17 protein-coding genes are annotated in these 23,347 nt (G+C 54.2%); 14 read left to right on the top strand and 3 right to left on the bottom strand.

Features of this window, described 5'->3' with window-relative positions; genetic code table 11:
* Position 1 precedes the first annotated feature (1 nt).
* Entirely contained in the window at positions 2–3,229 is a 3,228-nt protein-coding gene (locus B9G99_RS15175; protein ID WP_086622923.1) for an efflux RND transporter permease subunit, read from the top strand.
* Positions 3,230–3,456: 227 nt separating this feature from the next.
* The gene (locus tag B9G99_RS15170; protein ID WP_086622922.1) at positions 3,457–3,822 is read left to right on the top strand and encodes a hydroxyisourate hydrolase; all 366 of its coding nucleotides are present in this window, start codon (positions 3,457–3,459) and stop codon (positions 3,820–3,822) included.
* A gap of 18 nt (positions 3,823–3,840) precedes the next feature.
* Here B9G99_RS15170 and B9G99_RS15165 read toward each other — a convergent pair whose 3' ends face one another.
* Both B9G99_RS15165 and guaD read right to left on the bottom strand, forming a co-directional pair.
* Positions 3,841–5,220: a uracil-xanthine permease family protein gene (locus B9G99_RS15165; protein WP_086622921.1), complete on the bottom strand. Its 1,380-nt coding sequence runs from the start codon at positions 5,218–5,220 to the stop codon at positions 3,841–3,843.
* A gap of 79 nt (positions 5,221–5,299) precedes the next feature.
* Positions 5,300–6,616 (bottom strand): guanine deaminase, encoded by a 1,317-nt coding sequence (gene guaD / locus B9G99_RS15160; protein WP_086622920.1) that lies wholly within the window; start codon positions 6,614–6,616, stop codon positions 5,300–5,302.
* Between the two features lie 263 nt (positions 6,617–6,879).
* Between guaD and B9G99_RS17225 the strand changes: the two genes are divergently transcribed.
* Positions 6,880–8,622 carry a methyl-accepting chemotaxis protein gene (locus tag B9G99_RS17225; RefSeq protein ID WP_086622919.1) on the top strand — a complete coding sequence of 581 codons (1,743 nt, stop codon included), beginning with the start codon at positions 6,880–6,882 and terminating at the stop codon, positions 8,620–8,622.
* 268 nt (positions 8,623–8,890) lie between these two features.
* Complete coding sequence (gene gltS, locus B9G99_RS15150) at positions 8,891–10,078, top strand: sodium/glutamate symporter (RefSeq protein WP_086622918.1); 1,188 nt, start codon at positions 8,891–8,893, stop codon at positions 10,076–10,078.
* 305 nt (positions 10,079–10,383) lie between these two features.
* Here the strand turns inward: gltS and B9G99_RS15145 are convergent, their stop codons facing one another.
* Positions 10,384–11,838 carry an SLC13 family permease gene (locus B9G99_RS15145; RefSeq protein ID WP_086622917.1) on the bottom strand — a complete coding sequence of 485 codons (1,455 nt, stop codon included), beginning with the start codon at positions 11,836–11,838 and terminating at the stop codon, positions 10,384–10,386.
* 199 nt (positions 11,839–12,037) lie between these two features.
* Between B9G99_RS15145 and galE the strand changes: the two genes are divergently transcribed.
* The 10 genes from galE to pheT all read left to right on the top strand — a co-directional run bounded on the left by galE (position 12,038) and on the right by pheT (position 23,294).
* Positions 12,038–13,060 (top strand): UDP-glucose 4-epimerase GalE, encoded by a 1,023-nt coding sequence (gene galE, locus B9G99_RS15140; RefSeq protein WP_086622916.1) that lies wholly within the window; start codon positions 12,038–12,040, stop codon positions 13,058–13,060.
* 222 nt (positions 13,061–13,282) lie between these two features.
* On the top strand, positions 13,283–14,428 hold the full coding sequence (locus B9G99_RS15135; protein ID WP_086622915.1) for a glycosyltransferase family 4 protein: 1,146 nt from the start codon (positions 13,283–13,285) through the stop codon (positions 14,426–14,428).
* Positions 14,429–14,545: 117 nt separating this feature from the next.
* On the top strand, positions 14,546–15,007 hold the full coding sequence (locus B9G99_RS15130; RefSeq protein WP_086622914.1) for a DUF2489 domain-containing protein: 462 nt from the start codon (positions 14,546–14,548) through the stop codon (positions 15,005–15,007).
* A 340-nt stretch (positions 15,008–15,347) separates the two neighbouring features.
* Positions 15,348–16,283 carry an OmpA family protein gene (locus B9G99_RS15125; protein WP_086622913.1) on the top strand — a complete coding sequence of 312 codons (936 nt, stop codon included), beginning with the start codon at positions 15,348–15,350 and terminating at the stop codon, positions 16,281–16,283.
* 258 nt (positions 16,284–16,541) lie between these two features.
* Positions 16,542–18,440 carry a threonine--tRNA ligase gene (thrS, locus tag B9G99_RS15120; RefSeq protein WP_086622912.1) on the top strand — a complete coding sequence of 633 codons (1,899 nt, stop codon included), beginning with the start codon at positions 16,542–16,544 and terminating at the stop codon, positions 18,438–18,440.
* A gap of 26 nt (positions 18,441–18,466) precedes the next feature.
* Positions 18,467–19,012, top strand: coding sequence for a translation initiation factor IF-3 (gene infC / locus B9G99_RS15115; RefSeq protein ID WP_086622911.1), 546 nt, complete (start codon positions 18,467–18,469; stop codon positions 19,010–19,012).
* A gap of 105 nt (positions 19,013–19,117) precedes the next feature.
* On the top strand, positions 19,118–19,312 hold the full coding sequence (gene rpmI / locus B9G99_RS15110) for a 50S ribosomal protein L35 (RefSeq protein ID WP_086622910.1): 195 nt from the start codon (positions 19,118–19,120) through the stop codon (positions 19,310–19,312).
* A gap of 33 nt (positions 19,313–19,345) precedes the next feature.
* Positions 19,346–19,696: a 50S ribosomal protein L20 gene (gene rplT, locus B9G99_RS15105; RefSeq protein ID WP_086622909.1), complete on the top strand. Its 351-nt coding sequence runs from the start codon at positions 19,346–19,348 to the stop codon at positions 19,694–19,696.
* A gap of 169 nt (positions 19,697–19,865) precedes the next feature.
* On the top strand, positions 19,866–20,885 hold the full coding sequence (pheS, locus tag B9G99_RS15100; RefSeq protein ID WP_086622908.1) for a phenylalanine--tRNA ligase subunit alpha: 1,020 nt from the start codon (positions 19,866–19,868) through the stop codon (positions 20,883–20,885).
* Positions 20,886–20,909: 24 nt separating this feature from the next.
* Complete coding sequence (gene pheT, locus B9G99_RS15095) at positions 20,910–23,294, top strand: phenylalanine--tRNA ligase subunit beta (protein ID WP_086622907.1); 2,385 nt, start codon at positions 20,910–20,912, stop codon at positions 23,292–23,294.
* The last annotated feature ends 53 nt before the right edge of the window (positions 23,295–23,347 follow it).

Here is a 23,347-nt window from a genome sequence, read left to right as displayed (position 1 = left end):
GATGAATATATCGAGCTTTTTCATCAATCGGCCAATCTTTGCGACCGTTATCTCGATCATTATTACGTTGATCGGGTTCATGTCGGTCAGAGGGTTGGCGGTCGAGCAGTATCCGCAGGTTGTACCGCCCAGCGTTTCCGTCAGCGCAAGCTTTCCCGGTGCTGATGCTCAGACGCTGTCGGATACGGTGGCCTCCACGCTTACCGAGGAGATCAACGGCGTCCAGAACATGATCTACATCACGTCCACCAGTGCCGACAGTGGACAGATGAGCATGCAGGTCTATTTCAGGATTGGAACCAATCCTGATCAGGCCACTATCGACGTCAATAATCGTGTTCAGCGCGCGCTCTCACAGCTGCCCAGTGAGGTGCAGACTCAGGGGGTGACGGTTGAGCAGCAGTCCAGCAGTATTCTTCTGTTTCTGGCGTTGTATTCGCCGAATGACGAATACGATCGCCTGTTTCTGAACAACTACGCCAACATCAACATTCTTGATGAAATCAGACGCCTGCCGGGTGTGGGTAATGCAGAAGTGCTGGGTAATCAGAACTTCGCGATGCGGATCTGGATCAATCCGGACAAGCTGGCCCAATACGACCTGACGCCTGCAGAAGTCTCTTCTGCTATCCGGTCACAAAATACGGTGGTTTCCGCTGGTAAGCTCAACGGTGCACCTCAGCGTAACCCGGGTGCCTATACCTATACGGTGACCACCCAGGGCCGCCTGGAATCTGCCGAGCAATTTCGCAACATTATCCTGCGTACCAATGAAGATGGCTCTTCTCTGAAACTCAGCGACGTTGCTCGGGTCGAGCTGGGGTCTTCAAGTTATGGTGTCATCGGGCGTGTCAATGGCGCCCCCATTGCCCCCATTGCGATCTATCAGCAGCCGGGCGCCAACGCGCTGGATGTTGCTGAAGAGGTCAAGGCCACGCTTGCTGACATGAAAACGCGTTTCCCGGCAGGGCTTGATTACGTCATTCCCTACGACACGACGCTTTTCATTGATGCCTCCATTGAGTCGGTAACGCATACCTTTATCGAAGCACTGATACTGGTGGCCATCATTGTCTTTGTGTTTTTGCAAAACTGGCGCTCAACACTGGTGGCGATGTCCGTGGTACCCATCTCGGTGGTCGGAACCTTTGGTGGGATGTATCTGCTGGACTTCTCGATCAATCTGCTGTCGCTGTTCGGGATGATTCTGGCGATAGGGATCGTGGTGGACGATGCGATCGTGGTCATCGAAAACATTGAGCGCATACTCGAAGAAGAGCCAGATATCACACCGTTGAATGCAGCCTTCAAGGCAATGAAAGAGGTGACCGGCCCGGTCCTGGCGACCTCGTTCATCATGGCGGCGGTGTTCATACCAGTAGCATTTATCTCCGGCATGACCGGCCAGATGTATCGCCAGTTTGCACTTACCATCGCGATTTCCGTCGGGATTTCAGCGCTGGTCGCACTGTCGTTTACTCCGGCCATCAGTGCCATCTTTATCAAGCGCCACAAGGATGGCAACGAACCCGGCTGGCTACGTGCGATCAAAAAGCCCTTTGTCTGGTTTAACAAGGGCTTTAACAAGGTCACCAATGTCTTTCTGGCCTGTGTCGGCTTTCTGATCCGCCACGTCATCATCACACTGGCATTGTTTATCGGTTGTGGTGTGCTCTCCTGGTGGCTCTATTCCCAGCTGCCTCAGGGCCTGATTCCGACGACCGATCAGGGCATCGTGATTTCAGCGGTGTCCTTGCCGGATGGATCGTCCGTCGAGCGCACCGATGAATATATGCAGAAGCTTTCAAAGCAGCTTGAAGGCATTGATGCCGTCGATTATGTCACATCGATACCCGGATACGATCTGGTCTCAGGGGCGGCCAATACCGCCAAGGGCACCATGTTCATCTCCATGAAGCCCTGGTCGCAGCGTGATGTGACTGCCGATCAGCTGATCGGGACGGTCATGCAAAAGGGCGCCAGCATCCCGGGCGGCAAGGCAATGGCGTTCAATCTGCCGCCCATCATTGGGCTGTCACCTACCGGGGGGCTGACTGGCTATTTGCAGTCTCTGGGGGGCGCCGGGCCTCAGGAGCTTTACAAGGCAACGCTCAAGATCATGCAGGCGGCCAACAAGGATCCAGCCATTGCACAGGCGTTCAGTACGCTCAATACCTCGGTGCCGACCTATCATATCGAGGTGGATCGACAAAAGGCTCAAAGCCTTGGTGTTAACCTGAGCGATCTCAACACCACGCTATCCAGTACCTTCGGTACCTCTTTCGTGAACTATTTCACACGTCAGAGCCGTAACTTCCAGGTCTATCTGCAGTCGGAAGATGAGTTCCGCAAATCACCGGAAGATCTGAACAAGGTCTATGTTCGTGGTGGCGATGGGCAGCGTGTCCCGCTTTCCACACTGGTGACCATGACCCGTCAACAGGCGCCGACGACGCTGGATCGCTATAATGTCTATCCGGCAGCCAAGTTCCAGATCGCTGCAGCCCCCGGTTATAGTAACGGCCAGGCGATGGATGTCGTGAAGCGTATCGTGCAGGAGGAGCTGGGAAGCGAGTACTCCATGGGCTGGACGGGTGAGGCCTATCAGCAGGAGAACGCCGGCGACGCGGCCACGATTGCCATTGTTTTCGGTATCATCATGGTCTTTCTCATTCTGGCGGCACAGTATGAAAGCTGGACATTGCCGTTGGCGGTCATCGCTGCCGTACCCTTTGCCTTTTTGGGGTCGGTACTGGCTGTCTGGTTGCGCCATTTTGATACCAGCGTCTATCTGCAGGTCGGCCTTCTGGTCGTGGTGGGACTTGCCGCCAAGAATGCGATCTTGATCGTGGAATTTGCGCAGCAGCAGCGCACTCGTGAGGGGCTCTCGATCGTGGAGGCCGCCACGCACGCAGCGCAGCAGCGTTTCCGTCCAATCGTCATGACATCGCTTGCCTTCATTGGTGGTACGCTGCCACTGGCGCTGGCCAGCGGTGCCAGTGAGGCAAGCCGACATCACATTGGTACGCCTGTAGTGGGTGGCATGATCACCATTACGATTCTTGCCAGCCTGTTCGTGCCGGCAACCTATGTGTTTATCATGCAGGCATCACAGTGGGCCAGCCGCAAGCTTGGTATCGGTCAACAGCAAAAAGAAGAGCAGGGCAATACGGTTGAAGCTTCTACCGGACGCTCAACCTCTGCTTCCGATGACGATCATCGCAGCTAGGCGATATGGTTGTTCCACGAAGGCCGCACCTACGGGTGCGGCTTTTTTTGTGCCGTTGTTGGCACCAATGTGCCCTGGACGAAAGTGATGGCCTGCAGGTCTCTCGTCTCGCAGTATCATCAAACTGCTGACAACGCCTTTGACCGGTGATGCGTTATCGCTTTTTGAACGGCCTCAAGGCGCTTTATGGGTATATGGGTAGGTAGATCGGTTTTCGGGAGACGGGCATGGCCACGCTGACGACGCGAGTACTCGATCAACACAATGGGGTTGCAGTAGAAGGGATGGTGGTGTCGCTTGAAATTAACGGAGATGACGAACCCATTCTGACGCTTCATACCAATGCTCGGGGAGAGCTTGAAGATACGCTGCTTCAGGATGGTAGTGGGGGACACTATCGTCTTATCTATCACGTACGTGACTATTTTCTGAGCCAGGGCGTGGAGTGCCCGCTGTTTGATCGAATACCGGTCGAACTCACGCTATCACGTGGCGCAAAAGAAACCATCGTCCTGCTGGTCAGCCCCTGGGGATACAATGTTCATCGTGACAGCCGAGGCTGTCACGATCACCGGTCATCCGGCAGACGCTGAAGGTGCCTGAAGAGTAATTTAAGGAGTATCGGCCGTCTGTCTGGCAGCGTCAGACATCGCGTTCTCTTCCGTCACCTGATGCTCGGGCAGAATCAGATGCATGAGGATGGCCAGCAGCCCGCCTGTCGTAATCGAGGAAGAGAGAACACTTTGCACCAGTTCCGGCAGTCCTGAAAGCACCTGCGGCACCAGTTCGACGCCCAGCCCGGCTCCAAGAGACAGCGCAATGATCATGACCCGTTTGCGGGTCATGCGCTGCTCGGCAAGCATTCGGATACCGGAAACGGCAATCAAGCCGAACATTAATGTCGTCGCCGCACCCAGAACGGGCTGTGGAATGGACTGTAGCATGGCGCCCATGGCGGGTATTAACCCCAGAACAATCAAAATACCGCCGACAAACAGGCCGATATGACGGCTGGCGACTCCGGTCAGATGAATGATGCCCGTATTCTGGCTGAAGGTGGTATTGGGGAAGGTGTTAAGGATGCCGGCGAGCAGGGAGTTGAAACTGTCACCCAGAACGCCTCCGCGGATACGCTTTTGATATTCCGGGCCGCTGGTGGGTAAGTGCGAAGCACGTGACGAGCCGGTCAGATCCCCCACGGTTTCGATGGCCGTGATGGCAAAGATGAAGGCGACCGGAATAAAGGCTGCTACATCAAAGCCCAACCCGTAGCGCAGGGGCTGCGGAAACTGGAACAGTGGTGCCTGTGCCACGCCGCTCAGATCCAGACGACCCATCAGTGCTGCCGCAATACAGCCGGCCAAAAGGCCAACAAAGACGGACCCTACCCGCAGCATGGGGTGGCGGCTGAGCTGACAGGTCAGTACTACGCCTATCACGATCACTGCCAACAGCAGATTGAGAGGGTCACCTGGATTTTCGGCGCCATGCCCGCCGGCGATGTCGGTGACGCCAACGCTGACCAGACTCAGGCCGATCAGGGTGACCACCACACCGGTGACTGTAGGGGTAATGATGCGCTTTAAATGATGCAGCACGCTGCCCAGTGCCATCTCGATCAGACTACCGGCCATGCAGATGCCAAACAGTACGCCCAGCACTTCATGATCGGAGGCGCCGTGCTCACGGGCAATCAGGCCGGCTGAAATGAGGGGTGCCACAAAGGAAAAGCTGGTGCCCTGTACGCACAGAAGGCCTGATCCCAGAGGCCCAAGACGCTGAGTCTGAATCAGTGTACTGATGCCGGAGACCAGCAGTGCCAGACTGATCAGATAGGGCGCTTCACTTTGTAGGCCCAGTGCACCGGTAACGATGATGGTGGGCGCAATAATGGCGACAAAACAGGCCAGTACATGCTGAAAGGCGACCAGAAACGACGTATGGAACGGTGGCCGATCACCGTGTCGAAATATCAACTCATTGTCATGCATTCAATGTGTTCCGCGGGATCATTCATGGCGCTCAAGCGCTGGTGATGAAAGAGAGGGCGACCATTGCGACCGCCAGGGGTCAGTGGGAGGCGGCATCATAAAGCTTTTTGCCCATGACGTAGGTGGCACTGATGCAGCGTTCATCACCAAGGATCATCAGGTTGAAAAGCTTTTCCATAAGGGTGGGGTCGTGTCGATCCTTGCGGGTCAGCATGGGTGTCGCGCGTGGGTTGATGACGGTGATGTCCGCTTCCATGCCGGCAGTCAGACTACCGATGTGGTGATCGATGTCGAGCACACGGGCGTTACCCAGCGTATGGGCATAAAAGGCCTGCCATGGTGTCAGGGGTTGGCCTGATAGCTGACCGACCTTGTAGGCATCCTGAAGGGTCTGAAAGGGGCTGAAGCTGGTGCCGGCGCCAATATCACTGGCAATGCCAACGCGCACTTCCTGCTCACGTGCTTGGCGCCAATCGAAAAGCCCACTGCCCAGAAACAGGTTCGAACTCGGGCAAAAGGCGATGGCCCCTCCATCATCGGCGAGCCGTTGTCGAACATCATCATCTATATAAATGCCGTGGGCGAAAATCGCCCTTGGACGCACCAGCTGATAGCGTGAATAGACGTCCAGGTAGTCGCGTGCTTCCGAGAAAAGAGATTTGACCCATTCAACTTCCTGCCGGTTTTCGGACAGGTGGGTCTGCATCACCATGCCGGGATAGTCACTCAAAAGCTCACCGGTGGCGGCCAGCTGTTGCGGCGTTGATGTGGGTGCAAAACGAGGGGTGATCGCGTACTCGAGCCGGCCACGGTTGTGCCATTGCTCAATTAGCTGGCGGCTATCACGGATGCCGGTCTCGGGCGTATCACACAGCGCCGCCGGGGCGTTGCGGTCCATCATCACCTTACCGCCCAGCATGCGCATGTTTCGCTCGAAAGCGGCGCTGAAAAGGGCATCGACAGAGGCGGGGTGGCTGGTGCAAAAGGCCAGCGCAGTGGTGACACCATTGGCCAGCAGCTGCTCAAGAAAGGCGTTGGCAATCTCGTCAGCATAGGCCCGATCAACGAAACGACATTCTTCCGGAAAGGTGTAGGTGTTGAGCCAGTCGAGCAGCTGACGACCGTAGGAAGCTATGATATCGAGCTGACTGTAGTGAAGATGCGGATCGATAAAGCCCGGCATGATCAGTTGATCCGGCCAGTGTTCGATGGGGGTGCCTTCCGGCAGATTTTCCAGTAGCACCTGCGCTGGGCCGCTTTGCAGTATGCGTCCTTCCTGAATCAGGATTAGCCCATCCTGATGAAATTCCACACTGCCTTCTCGAGGCTCATCGCTCGTCCCTGGATCATCATTAAAATGCAGGGTCATGCCCCTTAGTGCGTTAAGACTGCTCATTTCATGGTGTCCATCTTTTTGTCGTGGATGAAGAAGGCATGATGGTGGCGTTGCCCAGCCATGCAGGCCCGAGAGCATGGCATGACACATTGAGTCATCGACAACGACAGCATCGATTCCCCTGCCTTGATAGGGATAAAACTATCAGGTCCATCGTTTGAATTAATTTTAATATTAAGGAAGCTTATCAAGAGGGCGATGAATAAGGTCGATAGGAACGACAGAACCTAACGCACCTTTTCACTTCTCTGGAGAATCCTATCATGCTGGGCCTGAATCGTAGCGTCAGATACAAATTGATCGGCAACGTTGTTATGACAGCATTCATCATGCTGGTCATTGGCGTTGCCGGCATCCTTGGAATGCAGTCATCGGACCGGAATCTTGAGTCGGTTTATGGCACAAACGTTGTACCCATGCAGGTACTGGTTGATGTGAGGGGGGCGCTTTACGACTCGCGCGTCGATTTCATGCGTGTGCAGATTGATGAGAATCCCGAAACGGCCCGGCAGTTGCTATCAAGCTATGGCAATGAACATCGCGACAAGGTCAACCAGCTTTGGCAAAGCTATACGTCCAGGTTCCTTGACTCTTCGGAAGAGCAGGCCCTTGAGGCCAATACAACGCCAGCATTGGCAGCTTACTGGCAAAATTATGATCGATTCCTGCGCAATATGGCGAGTGGTGCTTTTCCCTCTGCAGAGGATATGACCCAATTTCGCGATACGTTCCAAACGGCAGCCAACGGTGTAAGTAGTGCTTTGAGTATCAATGTAAAAGAGGCAGAAGGCGCCTATGCCACCAGTAGTAAAAGCTCGGAAGTATCTCTTTTTGCCATCCTAACGGTCATGGGAGTTGCTTTTCTGGTCATGGGTGGCATTGCCTGGCTTTTGATCCGCGGCATCATGGGACCGCTCAAGCGGGCCAGTGAAGTGTCCGAGTCCATCGCCCAGGGCGATCTGAATAATCATATCGAAGTGAAGGGCCGAGACGAATTCGCCAGCCTGTTGAACAGTCTCGCTGCCATGCAGAAACAGCTGGCCCATGTGGTCAACGATGTCCGGGTCAACGCCGAGTCTGTCGGTTCTGCCTCCAGTCAGATTGCCTCGGGCAATGATGATCTGTCGCGTCGCACCCAGGAGCAGGCGGCCAGCCTTGAGGAAACGGCCGCATCGATGGAAGAGATGACCTCGACCGTCAAGCAGAACGCCGATAATGCCGCGCAGGCCAATCAGCTGGCATTGAATGTGCGTCAGCAGGCCCGTGAAGGCAGTGACGTGGTGGATCAGACCACCCGTGCCATGAATGAAATCAGCACCTCGAGCCAGAAGATTGCCGAGATTGTGGGTCTGATCGATTCGATCGCCTTCCAGACCAACCTGCTGGCACTCAATGCGGCGGTTGAAGCGGCGCGTGCCGGGGAGCAGGGCCGTGGCTTTGCGGTGGTGGCCAGCGAAGTACGTACCCTTTCAAGTCGCAGTGCCGAGGCGGCTCGCGAGATCAAGTCGCTGGTCGATGACAGCGTGGCCAAGGTGGCCAATGGTGCCGAGCTGGTGGGTCGCTCGGGTCAGACGCTGGGCGGGATTGTTGAAAGCATCAACAAGATGACCGACATCGTGGCCGAGATTGCCGCGGCCAGCCGTGAGCAGTCCACGGGTATCGAGCAGGTCAATCAGGCCATCTCGCAGATGGACAGCGTGACTCAGCAAAACGCCGCGCTGGTGGAAGAGGCCGCGGCAGCCAGCCGCTCCATGGAACAGAGCGCTCGGGTATTGCGTGAGCAGGTGGCCTTTTTCAGGGTGGCGGATGGCGGTGCAAGGCAATACGCCTCGGCGCCGGTGGCCAGCCGCTTGATGGAAAAGCCGAAGCGTCATGAATCAGCCGGGGCGGGTGAAGTGCCTTCAACGGCGCCCAGAGCCTCGAACAGGCCGACAGCGCCGGTAAAAAGCCAGAGCTACAAGGCGCCTGCCACCACCAGCGATACCGATGAATGGGAAACGTTCTAAAACCGTCAACAACTGATAGACCCTGAAAAAGGATCGCCGCTTATGCGGCGATCCTTTTTTTATCGACAATACAAGAGACTGATGGGAAAGAGTCATCGACTCTTTTTTGAAAAAACGGCCGTATGAAAGACCTGTTTCAACAGGTGGAAAAGTTGAGAAACAGCAGAATGCGCTTATGAAATTGGGTTCGGGAAGGGGGGATGACTTATACTCCGGGCTGCCTTTAGGGCGTTACAGTCTATGACATCAATAACTTACAGGAACCGTTATGACGCCTGGTCCCATAACGACGCTCTTTATCGCCATCGTAGTGCTGGTGCTCGGCCAGCAGTGTGTCAAGCACATCCGCTTTCTGCGTGAGTTCAATATACCGGTGCCAGTGGTTGGCGGGCTTCTTGCCACGTTCTGCATCACGGCACTACGTGCCTTTGGGATCGAAATTACTTTTTTCGGTGGGCTTCAGGAACCCTTCATGCTGGTCTTTTTCGCCTCGGTGGGTCTCTCTGCCAACTTTGGTCTGATTCGTGCAGGGGGATCAAGGCTACTGATCTTTTTTGCACTGGTGGTAGGGCTGCTCGTACTGCAAAACATTGTCGGTGTAGGGATTGCCACCCTGTTTGGGTTGTCGCCCGTCATGGGGCTTCTGGGAGGGTCAATTACCATGTCCGGCGGACATGGCACCGGTGCGGCATGGGCTGAAACCTTCACCAACAACTATGGCGTGGACAGTGCCATGGCGCTGGCCATGGCTGCGGCAACGTTTGGACTGGTCTTTGGCTCTCTGATTGGTGGGCCGACCGCATCGTTCCTAATTCGGCGTGCTCAAAAAAAGGGTATGAGCATTCAAAGCGATGAGCAAAGCGATGTTGCTGATCTTGCCGGCAGGAATGAGCGAACCGATGTTGGCAGCGTGATTCGGGTATTGTGCTGTCTCTTTGCAGGCGTTGTTGCCGGGACATTTTTTCACGGCCTGCTTGAAGATACGCCTTTCAGTCTGCCGACATTTGTCTGGGTGCTTTTTTCGTGTGTGATTATCGGCAATGTCCTGCGCATCAGTCACCTTTATTACGTCAACGACGATGCCAATAATACGGTAGGTAATGTTGCGCTCTCCGTATTTCTGGCGCTTGCGTTGATGAACCTGAAATTATGGGATCTTGCCAATCTTGCGCTCCCAATGCTGGTCATTTTGATGGTGCAGGTCGCTCTGGTCTTTTTCTATACAACGCAGGTGACCTTCAGAGTCATGGGCGGCGGTTATGATGCCGCTGTACTGGTGGCGGGTAATTGTGGTTTTGCCATGGGGGCGACACCTACTGCCATCGCCAATATGCAGGCCGTTACCGAGCGGTTCGGGCCCTCCCGGCTGGCATTCATTATTGTGCCTGTAGTGGGTGGTTTTTTGATTGATATCGCCAATGCACTCATCATCAAGGGCTTTCTTTTTTTCACTTGAGATTGATGCCGGGCGACCGGCCCGGCAGCCATTCACTTGTGCGCCCGATAAATGCCCCTATACCCAGCGTTTGCCTGTATTCGCTACCAGATACGGCGCATCGAAAATAGCGACTCCTGTCCGGAACAAATTCAGCAGGATTGTGTGACGCGAGGGGTAACGTATCAGTGTGTGGCGTTGGGGGATTCAAACATCATGACATCGACATTCGAATGCTCACGTGCCCTGTGATGAGTTGAGTGATATGAGCATAAAAAAGGCCGCCTGCCATTGGCAGACGGCCTTTTGATTGCAGGTATAAATGCTTACCAGAGCAGAGACACCAGCAAGTAGACCAGCAGAGTGATGACGACCGTGCCGGCAAGATTGAGAAACAGCCCGGCACGAATCATGGACTGAATTTTCATCTGACCGGTCGCAAATACAATGGCGTTGGGTGGCGTGGCGACAGGCATCATGAAGGCACAGCTTGCAGCAATGGCTGCGGGTACAGTGATAAGTAGTGGCGAAAGCCCCAGTGAGATGGCCAGCGCGCCTAAAAGGGGTAAAAAGGCAGCAGCGGTGGCAGTGTTGGAGGTGACCTCGGTCAGGAAAATGACGACCAGCACGACGATGGCGATCAGACCGATCAAAGGGAAAATGGAGAAGAGCGAAAGCTGTTCGGCGATCCAGGCGGCAAGGCCAGAGCTTTGAATGATGCCTGCCAGCGCCAGCCCACCACCAAACAGCAGCAACACCCCCCAGGGCAGTGAAGCCGAACTTTCCCAATCCATGAGTTTTTCTTTGTCGCTGTTGCCTGAAGGGATCAGGAAAAGCCCAATGCCAACTGCCATCGCAATGGTGGTATCGCTAAGCCAGTCGAGGCCGAGATTGTTTAGAACAGGGCGCAGAATCCAGGCGGCAGCTGCTATTAGAAACGCAATACCGACTCGCTTTTCAGCGCTGCTCATATTGCCAAGCTTGTCGAGCTCTTCTTTCAAGAGATCGTTGCCAGCCTTGTCCTGTCCAAGATCAAAGCCTTGTCGTGTCAGCCACCACCAGGCGATGGCCATCATTGCAATTGATACCGGCAGTCCAACGATCATCCACTGTGCAAAACCGATATCAATCTCTTGATTATTGGATAGATATCCTGCGAGCAAAGCATTGGGAGGAGTCCCTATCAGGGTAGCCACACCACCAATACTGGCTGAATAGGCAATGGCCAGCAGCAGCGTTGTGGCATAGCGTCGGACTTCACTTTCATTGCTGGTGGAGAGCAGGGCAATGACCGATGTGCCAATGGGGAGCATCATGATGGCCGTTGCCGTATTGGATACCCACATGCTGATAAATCCCGTTGCCAGCATGAAGCCGCCAATCTGTTTTTTGGGATCAGACCCTACGACAATCAGAATGCGCAATGCGATGCGACGGTGCAGGTTCCAGCGCTGCATGGCAAGGCCCAGCAAAAAGCCACCTAAAAAGAGATAAATGATGGGATCTGCATAGGCAGAAGTTACCTCTTTAAGGCTCCCTATCCCCATGGCGGGCGCTAAAATAATGGGAAGCAGCGAGGTTGCCGGTATCGGAATGGCCTCGGTGGACCACCATGTTGCCATCAGAAGTGCCAGTCCGATGCAGTGCCAAGCGCTCTCGGACATTCCCTGCGGCGAGGGAACAATTAGTACCATTAAAATCCACAATACACCCAGCCATAGGCCAATGACGGGTGCCTTGCCTGAAGAGGGTTGATTGGTATCCGTTGTCGTATCAGGCATGGTTCATTCTCAATATCACAATAGAAAGGCAGAAAGCACAAGAATTACCGATAAATCGGCATAAACTCTCGTCTTTATTCATGTTTATAATGGAGTATAAGACGATTGTATTTGCCCCTTTCGTCGATTAAAGAAGCGCATAAGCCATCTGGAGCAGCATCTTGAGTTGTTTTTTCATTAAGAGTTCAGGGAGAGATAAATGATTCTTGTAACCGGAGGTGCCGGGTATATTGGTTCACATACGGTTCTGGCACTGCTGGAAGCGGGTCAGGACGTACTGGTACTGGATAATTTCTGCAATGCCAATAAGCAATCTCTTGAAAGAGTTGGCACGCTAACTGGCAGGGAAGTTCAGTGGGTCGAGGGCGATATTCGGGACGCTGCCCTGCTCGATGATATTTTCAGCCAGCATGATATCGAGTCAGTCATTCACTTTGCCGGGCTCAAGGCCGTCGGTGAAAGCGTACAAAAGCCCCTTGCCTACTTTGATAATAACGTCAATGGCACCCTCGTACTTTGTAGCGCAATGTCCCGTGCCGGTGTAAAGAAGATTGTTTTCAGTTCTTCGGCGACCGTCTACGGCGATCCACAATCCGTTCCCATTCGCGAGGACTTTCCCACTTCGGCTACCAATCCTTACGGTCGCTCGAAACTGATGGTAGAAGAAGTCCTGCAAGACCTTGCAGTATCGGATCCGCAATGGCGTATTTCCGTACTGCGCTATTTCAATCCGGTTGGCGCACACGATAGTGGCATGATCGGTGAAGATCCTAACGGAATTCCCAATAACCTGGTGCCTTTTGTCAGCCAGGTGGCGATCGGGCGTCGTGAGGTGCTGTCTGTATTTGGCAATGATTATGATACCGAAGATGGTACGGGCGTTCGCGATTACATTCATGTCACCGATCTGGCGAATGGTCATCTGAAGGCACTTGATTACCTGCTGCATCATGATGGTGTGCATACCTTCAATCTGGGTACTGGCAAGGGTTATAGTGTACTCGAGGTGGTGCAGGCCTTTGAAAAAGCGAGTGGTCGCAAGGTGGCTTATGAGTTCAGGCCGCGTCGGGCCGGGGATATTGCCCGCTGCTATGCTGACCCTGAATACGCCAAAGAGGTACTGGGATGGACTGCTGAGTTCGGTATCGAAAAAATGATGGCAGATACCTGGCGGTGGCAGGAAAACAATCCCAACGGTTACGCTGACTCGACATCTTCATGATTCTGTTTTAGTCAGCGCGCTTCAGTCCTGGGTAGCCAGAGCCCGGGGCTGGATTGGTCCGGAAAAAACCTGATGATGATATGATGCTCTATCGGTTCCGGGCGGTTTATCCAAACATCCCGGGCATCTGGCATCAACTTACTGGTTCAGCATTCAGTGGGACAGGGGGATGTTGTTGCCAGCGATACCACATTCGCTGATACCGCTGTTTGAGTGTTTTAAATGACAGGAAATAAAAGACCTCTGGCCGCTATTGCCATCCGTCAGGTAGAAAAAAGTACCGGTGCCAGTCGAAACGCACTTGAGCAAACGGTAGCGCTGATCGCTTTGGGATATCAGGTCGTCATTATCGCCGAGCGGGGGAACTCTGCTCTGGTAGAGCGCTCTGGGGCTCGATTGGTCAAAACCTGGCGCTGGCCTTTCAAGGGCGCGCGTCGACGTTTCTGGTTCAACCATCGTGTGCAGGCATGGTCAAAGCGTCATGCGCCAGCTCTGCTGGTGAGCCATGGTGATGTAGAAACGCCTGATGTGGTATATCTTCATAACTGCGTGCATCTGGCGAGCAAGGCCATTAATGGATGCAAATTGCCAGGCAATCATGAAGTGGCCGCCATTCATGACCACATATTGCAGCGCCAGCGCTTTCGCCGAATTGCCGTCAACTCCAGAATGATGGGTAACGATTTAATAACCCGCTATGACATCGCTCCCGACAGGATCGATATCAGCTATCCCGGTTATGATCCCGAGCAGTTCAATCCGCAAAACGCGCGTATTGGACGAGATGGGGTCCGTCAATCGCTGGGCGCTGCATCTGACGATTTTCTGATAGGAGTAGTAACCTCCGGTAATTTCAAAAAGCGCAATGTGGAAGGTTTTGTAAAACTTGCCGCTGAGCTTGACAAGGCGCTGCCGGGGCGCTGCCGCTTTCTTGTTGTCGGCAAGGATGATGCCTCTTCTTTTCAACAGCTGGCTCAAAAGCTTGGAATTGCCGAGCGTTTTGTCTGGCGCTCCACTATTAATAAAGTTGAAGGACTTTACGGCGCGCTGGATATTTTCATGCTGCCTGCCCACATCGAAGAGTTCGGAAGAGTTGCGCTTGAAGCCATGGCGTGCGGTACGCCCGTCATGCTGTCATCCGGAGTAGGGTGTGCCGAACTTTTGGAGGGCCGTTATCCCGAGCTGGTACTGGACGCCATGGATAGTCGAGAGTGGGCGCGCCGTGCTCTTCAGCTTCTTGACGATCATGACAGACGCGTCATGCTGGGTAATGAGCTTTCAATACTCGCAAGTCACTATTCCCATGATCAACAGCAGAAAAAATTGATGGACGAGTTCAAGTCATTGCGTAAAGCCAGTACTGAATAAGCTGATGTGCAACTGACATTGTCTTCTTCTCGGGCTGCAGCTTTTTAAAGCTCTGTGAAGCCGATATGGGATTCACGGAACACCCCGAAGGCAAATACGAAAGGAGTAACGTTTATCGTGTCCCAAACATGGGCGGTCATTCTTCTGTGTATGGCATTTTTGATCGTTGGTGTCCTGCTATCGATCATTTGGCGTATGTCCCGTGAGCTGCGCCGCCGTCGAGCACGCCAGGCCCAGGAAAAGGCCCAGGCAGAGTATCAATGCCTTTCGAATCTCAATGTTATAGGGCGCGCCATGCAGGAAGGTCAGATGGATCTGGTGGAGGGGTGCCTGCGCGCTCGGGTCATCATTGACATTCTCGATGCGGGCTGGTGGAAAGACGATAAGCTGACAGTAATTGCACAGGTCAGTGACAGCACATCACATTTGAATACTCATCAGGCGCGTTCTGCTCTTACTGCCCGCGAGAGAATGCAGGAAGACCGGCAACGAATGCAGGTCGTCAGTGAAAACGAAACCGCTATTCTTCAGGCAGCACGTCAATTGGTAAGTCTAACCGATAGCGTTATCGCACGTTGATAAGAAATATTTTCAACTATATCCATTTTTTTGAAGTTCAAAGCGATTAACCTGAAATTTAATCATTGCAATAAACAGCGTTTGACTTTCATCGCTTTCAGTGCGAAAACAGTGTTCGAATACGTCACAATGGATTGCCTGTGACGCGTTTTTCATCATGGCATCGAGTAGTTGTTCCGATTGACCAAAGCAGGGTGGTCATGGGCTGGTTTCAATGTCTCCGGTATGCTTTTCTTGGCGGTAGAAGAAAAACTTTCTTGAGCTATTGCCATTGCCTATACTCGGAACCGCTTAGTAACAACATCGTTGCCCTAGCGTTGCAAAAAAGAAGGAGTCTTGCATGAATAAATCAACAACTGGCTTGCTGCTGGGATCTGCTCTTGTAATGGGTCTCGCTGGTTGCGCCAGCTCAGGTACTCAATCCTCTGGTGCTTCTTCCAGCGGCGATTCCTGGTATTCTTCTCCTTTCGTCTGCGGTCTGGCTGGCGGCCTGATCGGTGGTGGCATCGGTTACGGTGTCAGCAGCAATGACGATGAAGAAACCGGTGCTGCCGTTGGTGCCACTGCCGGCGCAACAGCAGGCGCTCTGCTTTGCTCGGGCGGCGACAATCGTGAAATGGACTCGGACAACGATGGCGTCCCGGACTCTCGCGACGAGTGCCCGGGTACACCGGCTGGTGTTGCCGTTGATGCCAAGGGTTGCCCGATCGATACCGATGGCGACGGCGTTCCGGACTACCTCGATCAGTGCCCGGGTACTCCGGCCGGTGTAGAGGTTGACTCTCGTGGTTGCCCGCTGGATTCAGACGGTGATGGCGTACCGGATTATCAGGACCAGTGCCCGGATACCCCGGCTGGCACCCAGGTCAATGCCCTTGGTTGCCCGGCTGCACTGGTACTGCGCGATGTCAACTTTGAATTCGATTCTGCCAAGCTGACTTCCAATGCCGAGCAGACTCTGAATGATGTTGCCGAGAAGCTGAACAGCAACGAGCAGGTTCGTGTTCGTCTGGAAGGCTATACCGATTCCATCGGTAGCGCCGCCTACAACAAGGATCTGTCTCAGCGTCGTGCAGAATCAGTACGTCAGTACCTGATTTCTCAGGGCGTATCTGCTGAGCGTATGGAAGCTCTCGGTTTCGGTGAACAGAATCCTGTAGCCACCAACGAGACTGCTGAAGGTCGCGCAGAAAACCGTCGTACTGAAGTACATCCGCTGGGCGATGATGGCCAGGTCAGGGATCGTACCGGTCAGAACGGTAGCAACAATCAGTAAATCTTACTGATCTGCACTAGATAAAAGAGGGCGCTTCGGCGCCCTCTTTTTTATGAATTTTTTGTGATGTCCGCCGACAGTTACTGCAATTTCCGGGTATTAACTGGACGCCATTCCTTACTATTTGCTAGTTTGCACTCCGGCTTGTTACTTGCCCACGCCTGCCAGTTCCATGGCGCACTCCCTGCGTCCGCTGACAATGTAATACCTCAAGTGACTCCTGGTAGCGGTCACCACTGAAACAAGGAAGGAACTCCTATGCCCGTCGTCACGCTTCCTGACGGTAGCCAGCGTCAATTTGAATCTTCTGTTTCCATCATGGCAATTGCCGAATCCATCGGTGCGGGACTGGCCAAAGCCGCCGTTGCCGGTAAAATCGATGGGCATTTGGTGGACACCGCCGATGTTGTCGAGCATGACGCGGCGGTCGCCATTGTGACTGCAAAGGATCAGGAAGGGCTCGAGATCATACGTCACTCTTGCGCCCATCTTATCGGTCATGCCGTCAAACAGTTGTATCCCGAAGCTAAAATGGCTATCGGTCCTGTCATTGATGATGGCTTTTATTACGACATTGATTTTGGCCAGTCCATTTCGAGCGATGATCTCGAAAAGATCGAAAAACGCATGCGCGAGCTGATCGATGAAGGATATAACGTCTCAAGGGAGTACGTTGACCGCGATCAGGCCATGGAAGCCTTTGTCTCAAGAGACGAACCTTACAAGCAGGACATCGTGTCACGTATTCCAGAAGGTGAGACCATCCGTCTTTACCATCACAAGGAATACACGGACATGTGCCGGGGACCTCACGTTCCCAATACCCGACACCTCAAGTCCTTCAAGCTTTTGAAGCTCGCTGGCGCCTATTGGCGTGGTGATGCCTCCAATACCATGCTGACGCGCATCTATGGCACGGCGTGGGCGGACAAGAAACAGTTAAATGCCTATCTCAAGCGACTTGAAGAGGCGGAAAAGCGCGATCATCGCAAGCTCGCTCGCCAGCTCAATCTCTTCCATCAGCAGGAAGAGTCACCAGGCATGGTATTCTGGCATCCAAGAGGCTGGGCCATCTGGCAGGCGGTCGAGCAGTACATGCGTCGTGTCTATCGCGATAGCGGGTATCAGGAAATTCGTTGTCCGCAGGTGATGGACGTCAGCCTCTGGAAAAAGTCCGGTCACTGGGACAACTATTCGGAAAACATGTTCTTTACCGAGTCGGAAAAGCGTGAGTACGCGCTCAAGCCGATGAATTGTCCGGGACATGTCCAGGTCTTCAATTCAGGTCTTCACAGCTATCGCGAAATGCCCATTCGCTACGGCGAATTTGGTGGTTGCCATCGTAATGAGCCATCGGGTGCCCTGCACGGCATCATGCGAGTTCGTGCCTTTACTCAGGACGATGGTCACGTCTTTTGTACAGAGCGTCAGATCGAGCCGGAAGTCACCGATTTTCACCGGCAGGCCCTCAAGGTCTATGAAGACTTCGGCTTTGATGATATTGACGTCAAGATTGCTTTGCGTCCCGATAAGCGCATTGGTAGTGATGAGGATTGGGACAAGGCCGAAGGGGCTCTGCGAGCAGCGCTTGAAGCGTGCAATGTGCAGTGGCAGGAACTGCCGGGTGAGGGTGCCTTCTATGGCCCCAAGATCGAGTATCATATGCGGGACTGTCTGGGCCGCGAATGGCAGGTTGGCACCATGCAGGTTGACTTCATGATGCCCGGACGCCTTGGCGCGCAGTATGTGGGCGAGGACGGCAATCGCCACACGCCAGTAATGCTTCACCGCGCCATTATCGGGTCCTTCGAGCGCTTTATTGGCATTCTGCTTGAGCATCATGCCGGCGCACTTCCTTTGTGGCTTGCTCCGGAGCAGGCAGTTGTTCTTAATATTACCGATGCTCAGGCCACTTATGCCACGGCGTTGACCGATCAATTGCAACAAGCCGGCCTTCGTGTCAAGTCAGACTTGAGGAATGAGAAGATCGGTTTTAAAATTCGTGAGCATACACTTCAGAAAGTACCTTATCTGCTGGTAGTCGGTGATAAGGAAGTGGAGTCAGATAGAGTTGCTGTCAGAACGCGCACAGGCGAGGACCTTGGAACAATGACAGTGTCCGAGTTTCTTGCCAGGATGGATAAAGAGCGTAGATAGCAGCATTTCTTTTAATCAATGGAGACTTGACGATCAAGCGAAATAACCAACGTGGGCGCCCTCAGGAAAAGCGCGCACCCATAAATGACCGCATTCGTGCGGATGAAGTTCGGCTTATCGATAGCGAGGGCGAGCAGCTGGGTGTTGTGCCCATGAATGAGGCGCTTGCCAAGGCTGAAGAAGCTGGGCTTGATCTCGTGCAGATATCCAACGCCGATCCGATCGTTTGCAAGATCATGGATTACGGCAAGCATCAGTTCGAACTGAAAAAGCAAAAGTCTGCTCAGAAGAAAAAGCAGAAGCAGATCCAGATCAAGGAAGTCAAATTCCGCCCTGCAACCGATGAGGGTGATTATCAGGTCAAGCTTAAAAACCTGACCCGATTCCTTGAGGAAGGCGATAAGGGCAAGGTCACGCTGCGATTTCGTGGTCGCGAAATGGCGCACCAGGACATCGGTCGCAAGCTCATGGAGCGCGTAGAACATGACTTGGAAGACCTTGCTGTTGTAGAATCGCGTCCGAAGATGGAAGGTCGGCAAATGATCATGATGCTGGCCCCCAGGAAAAAGTGATCCGCGGGCAGTTTAACGAGCGTGTCGGAGCCGTGGCAGATAATCTGCCCTGACTCCGAGCGTTGGCCTCGGGTTTTCTAAAAAATAGCGTGTGGAGTTATTCTCATGCCGAAAATCAAGAGCAACAGCGGTGCGGCCAAGCGCTTCAAGCGCACTGCCAAGGGCTTTAAGCACAAGCAGTCCTTTCGCAGCCATATCCTGACCAAGAAATCGACCAAGCGTAAGCGTCAGCTGCGCGGTATGAAGCAGATCCATGATGCCGATCGTCGTTTGATCGAGCGCATGCTCCCTTATATCTAAGTCGATTCAAATAACTGAAGTCAGGAGGTTTTCATGGCTCGTGTAAAGCGCGGTGTCGTCGCTCGTCGTCGTCACAAGAAGATTCTGAAGCAGGCGAAAGGGTACTACGGTGCTCGTTCACGTACTTTCCGTGTTGCCAAGCAGGCGGTCATCAAGGCAGGCCAATACGCCTACCGCGACCGCCGTCAGCGCAAGCGTCAATTCCGCGCACTGTGGATTGCACGTATCAACGCTGCAGCTCGCACTCACGGCATGTCCTATAGCCGCTTCATTAACGGCCTGAAAAAGGCTGGTATCGAGATCGACCGCAAGATCCTTGCTGATCTGGCCGTTCACGAAAAGCAGGCTTTCGGTTCCATCGTCGAGCAAGCCAAGGCTGCCTGACGGTTTGGGTGATCTGATATCACCTGCCGAAGTGCTACAAGGGAAGAGCCGTCGCTCTTCCCTTGTTTTTTTGTGTGGCAACAATTTATCGTCAGATCCCTGATAACAGGATCAACGTGCAGAGCTTTCCTGGTATCTGCAATCTGCCGTTTTTCATGGAGCAAGACGGATGGAGCATCTCTCCACAGTAGTAGCGACGGCAGTCGAAGCCATTGGCGCTGCCGAAGATATCAGGGCACTGGAAGAAATTCGTGTCCGCTATCTGGGCAAGAAAGGCGAGGTGACGGCTCTGTTGAAAGGGCTGGGTAAACTGCCTCCCGAGGAGCGGCCCGCAGCAGGTGAAGTAATCAATCAGGCTCGACAGCAGATTGAAAGCGCTCTTGAAGCCAAAAAGGCAACGCTTGAAGCCAGTGCCATGGCGGCAAGGCTTGCGGCGCAAAAGGTGGATGTAACCCTACCCGGGCGACGTGAATCATCGGGCGGTTTGCATCCGATCACCCAGACGCTGCGTCGTATCGAGCAATGTTTTGCCAATATTGGTTATGACATCGCTGAAGGCCCCGAGATTGAAGATGATTATCATAACTTTGAAGCACTGAATATCCCGGCGCACCATCCTGCTCGCGCCATGCATGACACCTTTTATTTTGATGCGCGCCATGTACTGCGCACGCACACCTCTCCGGTGCAGATTCGCACAATGGAGCATCAGGAGCCGCCGGTACGTCTGGTGTGCTCGGGGCGTGTTTATCGTAACGATTCCGATCTCACACACAGCCCCATGTTCCACCAGGTAGAGGGGCTGTTTGTCGATGAAAACGTCAGCTTTGCCGATCTCAAGGGCACCATCGAAGCCTTTTTGAAGGCCTTCTTTGAGCGCGACAGGCTCGATGTTCGCTTTCGTCCTTCCTATTTCCCGTTTACCGAACCTTCTGCTGAAGTCGACATTCAGTGTGTCAACTGCAGTGGCAAGGGGTGCCGGGTCTGCTCTCATACCGGCTGGCTTGAGGTCATGGGTTGCGGCATGGTGCATCCCAATGTGTTCGACCACGTTGGTATAGATTCAAAGCGCTATAGCGGTTTTGCCTTTGGCATGGGGGGGGAGCGCCTGGCGATGTTGCGTTATGGCGTCAACGATCTGCGCCTTTTTTTCGACAACGATCTGCGCTTTCTCCGCCAGTTCCAGTAATTCGTTTCGGTATAGCGAGGCAAGATGAAAGTTTCCGAACAGTGGCTGCGTCAATGGGTTGATGTAGCGCAGGATGTGCAGGCAATTGCCGATCAGATCACCATGGCGGGGCTGGAAGTCGACGCGGTCGAGCCGGTATCTGCTCCCTTTTCGGGCGTTGTTGTGGCGCAGGTCAAAGAGGCTGTCCAGCACCCTGATGCTGATCGTTTGCGTGTCTGCCAGCTTGATGATGGCAGCGGTCAGCTTCAGCAGGTGGTTTGTGGTGCGCCCAATGTGGCTGTCGGTCAGAAAGTCGCTCTGGCTCAACCAGGGGCTGTACTGCCCGGTGATTTTGCCATCAAGGAAGCCAAACTCAGGGGCGTGGCTTCTCATGGCATGATCTGTGCCGAATCCGAGCTCGGTCTGGTTGAAGAAAAATCGCCAGGCATCTGGGTGTTGCCGGACAGTGCCCCGATAGGTGAGGATCTGAGGCAGTGGCTCGGTCTTGATGATCACAGTATAGATGTGGATCTGACACCCAATCGCGGCGACTGCCTGAGCGTCATGGGCCTTGCGCGTGAAATTGGCGTGCTTAACCGTGTTGAGGTCAAAACCCCAGAAATCGCGCCCGTGGCGGCACAGATCGATGAGCGATTTGACGTTCGTCTGGATAATGCCGAGGCCTGCCCGCGCTACAGCGCGCGGGTTGTTCGCGATATCGATGTCGGTACGCCTTCTCCCTTATGGCTGACCGAGTACCTGCGTCGCTGCGGCCTGCGTTCCATCGACATCGTGGTGGACATTACCAACTACGTGATGCTTGAGCTGGGCCAGCCGATGCATGCCTTCGATCTGGAGCGCCTGCAGGGCCATATTGAAGTGCGCAATGCCCGGGACAACGAGACGCTGACGCTGCTCGACGGTCAGAACGTACAGCTTGAAGACAATACCCTGCTGATTGCCGATGCCGGTGGCCCATTGGCCATCGCGGGTGTTATGGGTGGCGAACGCTCGGGAGTCAATCGTGAGACACGCCATGTACTGCTGGAGTCCGCCTTCTTTGCGCCACTGGCGGTAGCCGGCAGGGCCCGTCAGTACGGATTGCATACGGATGCTTCGCATCGCTTTGAGCGGGGCGTGGATCCGACCCTGCAGGTGCGTGCTCTTGAGCGCGCCACGGGGTTGCTTATCGAGCTGGCCGGTGGCCGCCCGGGTCCCGTCATTGAAAGGGTTGATCAGCAGTCACTGCCTGGTACCTGTCAGGTCGGCCTGAGTACCGAGCGGGTCAGTCGAATACTGGGCATGACGCTTGAAGCTGACGAGATCAGCGATATCCTGACACGTCTCGGCATGACCCTGAAGGCTCGTGAATCGGGCTGCTGGGAGGTCAGTGTGCCGGCCTGGCGCTTTGATGTGCGCCTGGAGGAAGACCTCATCGAGGAGCTGGCGCGCATTCACGGTTATAACCGCTTGCCGGTCCGCTATCCCCAGACCAACCTGGCGCCTCGCCGTGAAGACGGCACCAGAGTCCCGCTCGACGTCATTCGTCAGCATCTGGTGGCCGGTGGTTATCAGGAAGCCATTACCTACAGCTTTGTGTCCACTGAACTTCAGCAGGCCATCAACCCCGATACCGTCACACCGACACTTGCCAACCCTATCTCCAGTGACATGTCGGTGATGCGCTCAAGCCTTTGGTCCGGGCTCAGTCGGGCGCTGTTGCACAATCTCAATCGTCAGCAGCAGCGTGTTCGTCTGTTCGAGACGGGACTGGTGTTCAACGGTGAGATCGATGCGCTAACGCAAACGCCCATGCTGGGTGGCATGATCTGCGGGACACGAGACCCCGAGGGGTGGACGGGGCGCAAGGAGAGCGTTGATTTCTTTGACATCAAGGGTGACGTGGAACGTCTGCTGGCACTTGGTGGTGTCGAAGAAGAGTGGCGTTTCGAACCCGGCGAGCATGAAGCGCTTCATCCCGGGCAGTGTGCCCGTATCCTGCGAGGCGAGCGTCATGTCGGTTGGGTTGGGGCACTTCATCCTGTCGTCAGGGAGCGGCTCGGTATCAAGCCCGAGGTCTATGTGTTCGAGCTTGAGCTGGCGGTTCTGCAGAAGGGCAGGCTGGCAGCGTTCAGTCCGCTGTCTCGTCACCCGGAAGTTCGACGTGATCTGGCGATACTTGTTGATGAGAGCCTGCCGGTACAGTCACTGCTGGATGTGATTCGTGAGCAGGCAGGTGATGCGTTGACGGACCTGCGCCTTTTTGACGTCTACCAGGGCGCTGGCGTGGAGGACGGACGCAAGAGCCTGGCGCTGGGCTTGACCTGGCAGCATCCTTCGCGCACGCTGACAGATATTGAAATTAATCAGACAATTGACAATATTGTAGCGGTTTCCTCGGAACGTTTTGGCGCGTTGCTGCGCAACTGAATGCGGCGGCGGGATACTGTCTCCTAAAGATTGTCTCCTACAGGATGTCGGAT

Origin of the sequence: Kushneria konosiri (genome assembly GCF_002155145.1) — a bacterium.
Lineage (GTDB): Bacteria > Pseudomonadota > Gammaproteobacteria > Pseudomonadales > Halomonadaceae > Kushneria > Kushneria konosiri.
Note: the sequence above shows the minus strand (reverse complement) of the source record. Positions and strands in the feature narration are given on the sequence as shown.

Excerpts from the sequence above, each read along its gene's own strand:
- pheT (WP_086622907.1), top strand. The coding sequence starts at position 20,910 with ATGAAAGTTTCCGAACAGTGGCTGCGTCAATGGGTTGATGTAGCGCAG.
- B9G99_RS15145 (WP_086622917.1), bottom strand. The coding sequence starts at position 11,838 with ATGCCTGATACGACAACGGATACCAATCAACCCTCTTCAGGCAAGGCA.
- pheS (WP_086622908.1), top strand. The coding sequence starts at position 19,866 with ATGGAGCATCTCTCCACAGTAGTAGCGACGGCAGTCGAAGCCATTGGC.
- B9G99_RS15165 (WP_086622921.1), bottom strand. The coding sequence starts at position 5,220 with ATGCATGACAATGAGTTGATATTTCGACACGGTGATCGGCCACCGTTC.
- B9G99_RS15175 (WP_086622923.1), top strand. The coding sequence starts at position 2 with ATGAATATATCGAGCTTTTTCATCAATCGGCCAATCTTTGCGACCGTT.
- guaD (WP_086622920.1), bottom strand. The coding sequence starts at position 6,616 with ATGAGCAGTCTTAACGCACTAAGGGGCATGACCCTGCATTTTAATGAT.
- B9G99_RS17225 (WP_086622919.1), top strand. The coding sequence starts at position 6,880 with ATGCTGGGCCTGAATCGTAGCGTCAGATACAAATTGATCGGCAACGTT.
- rpmI (WP_086622910.1), top strand. The coding sequence starts at position 19,118 with ATGCCGAAAATCAAGAGCAACAGCGGTGCGGCCAAGCGCTTCAAGCGC.
- rplT (WP_086622909.1), top strand. The coding sequence starts at position 19,346 with ATGGCTCGTGTAAAGCGCGGTGTCGTCGCTCGTCGTCGTCACAAGAAG.
- galE (WP_086622916.1), top strand. The coding sequence starts at position 12,038 with ATGATTCTTGTAACCGGAGGTGCCGGGTATATTGGTTCACATACGGTT.
- B9G99_RS15170 (WP_086622922.1), top strand. The coding sequence starts at position 3,457 with ATGGCCACGCTGACGACGCGAGTACTCGATCAACACAATGGGGTTGCA.
- B9G99_RS15135 (WP_086622915.1), top strand. The coding sequence starts at position 13,283 with ATGACAGGAAATAAAAGACCTCTGGCCGCTATTGCCATCCGTCAGGTA.
- gltS (WP_086622918.1), top strand. The coding sequence starts at position 8,891 with ATGACGCCTGGTCCCATAACGACGCTCTTTATCGCCATCGTAGTGCTG.
- B9G99_RS15125 (WP_086622913.1), top strand. The coding sequence starts at position 15,348 with ATGAATAAATCAACAACTGGCTTGCTGCTGGGATCTGCTCTTGTAATG.
- thrS (WP_086622912.1), top strand. The coding sequence starts at position 16,542 with ATGCCCGTCGTCACGCTTCCTGACGGTAGCCAGCGTCAATTTGAATCT.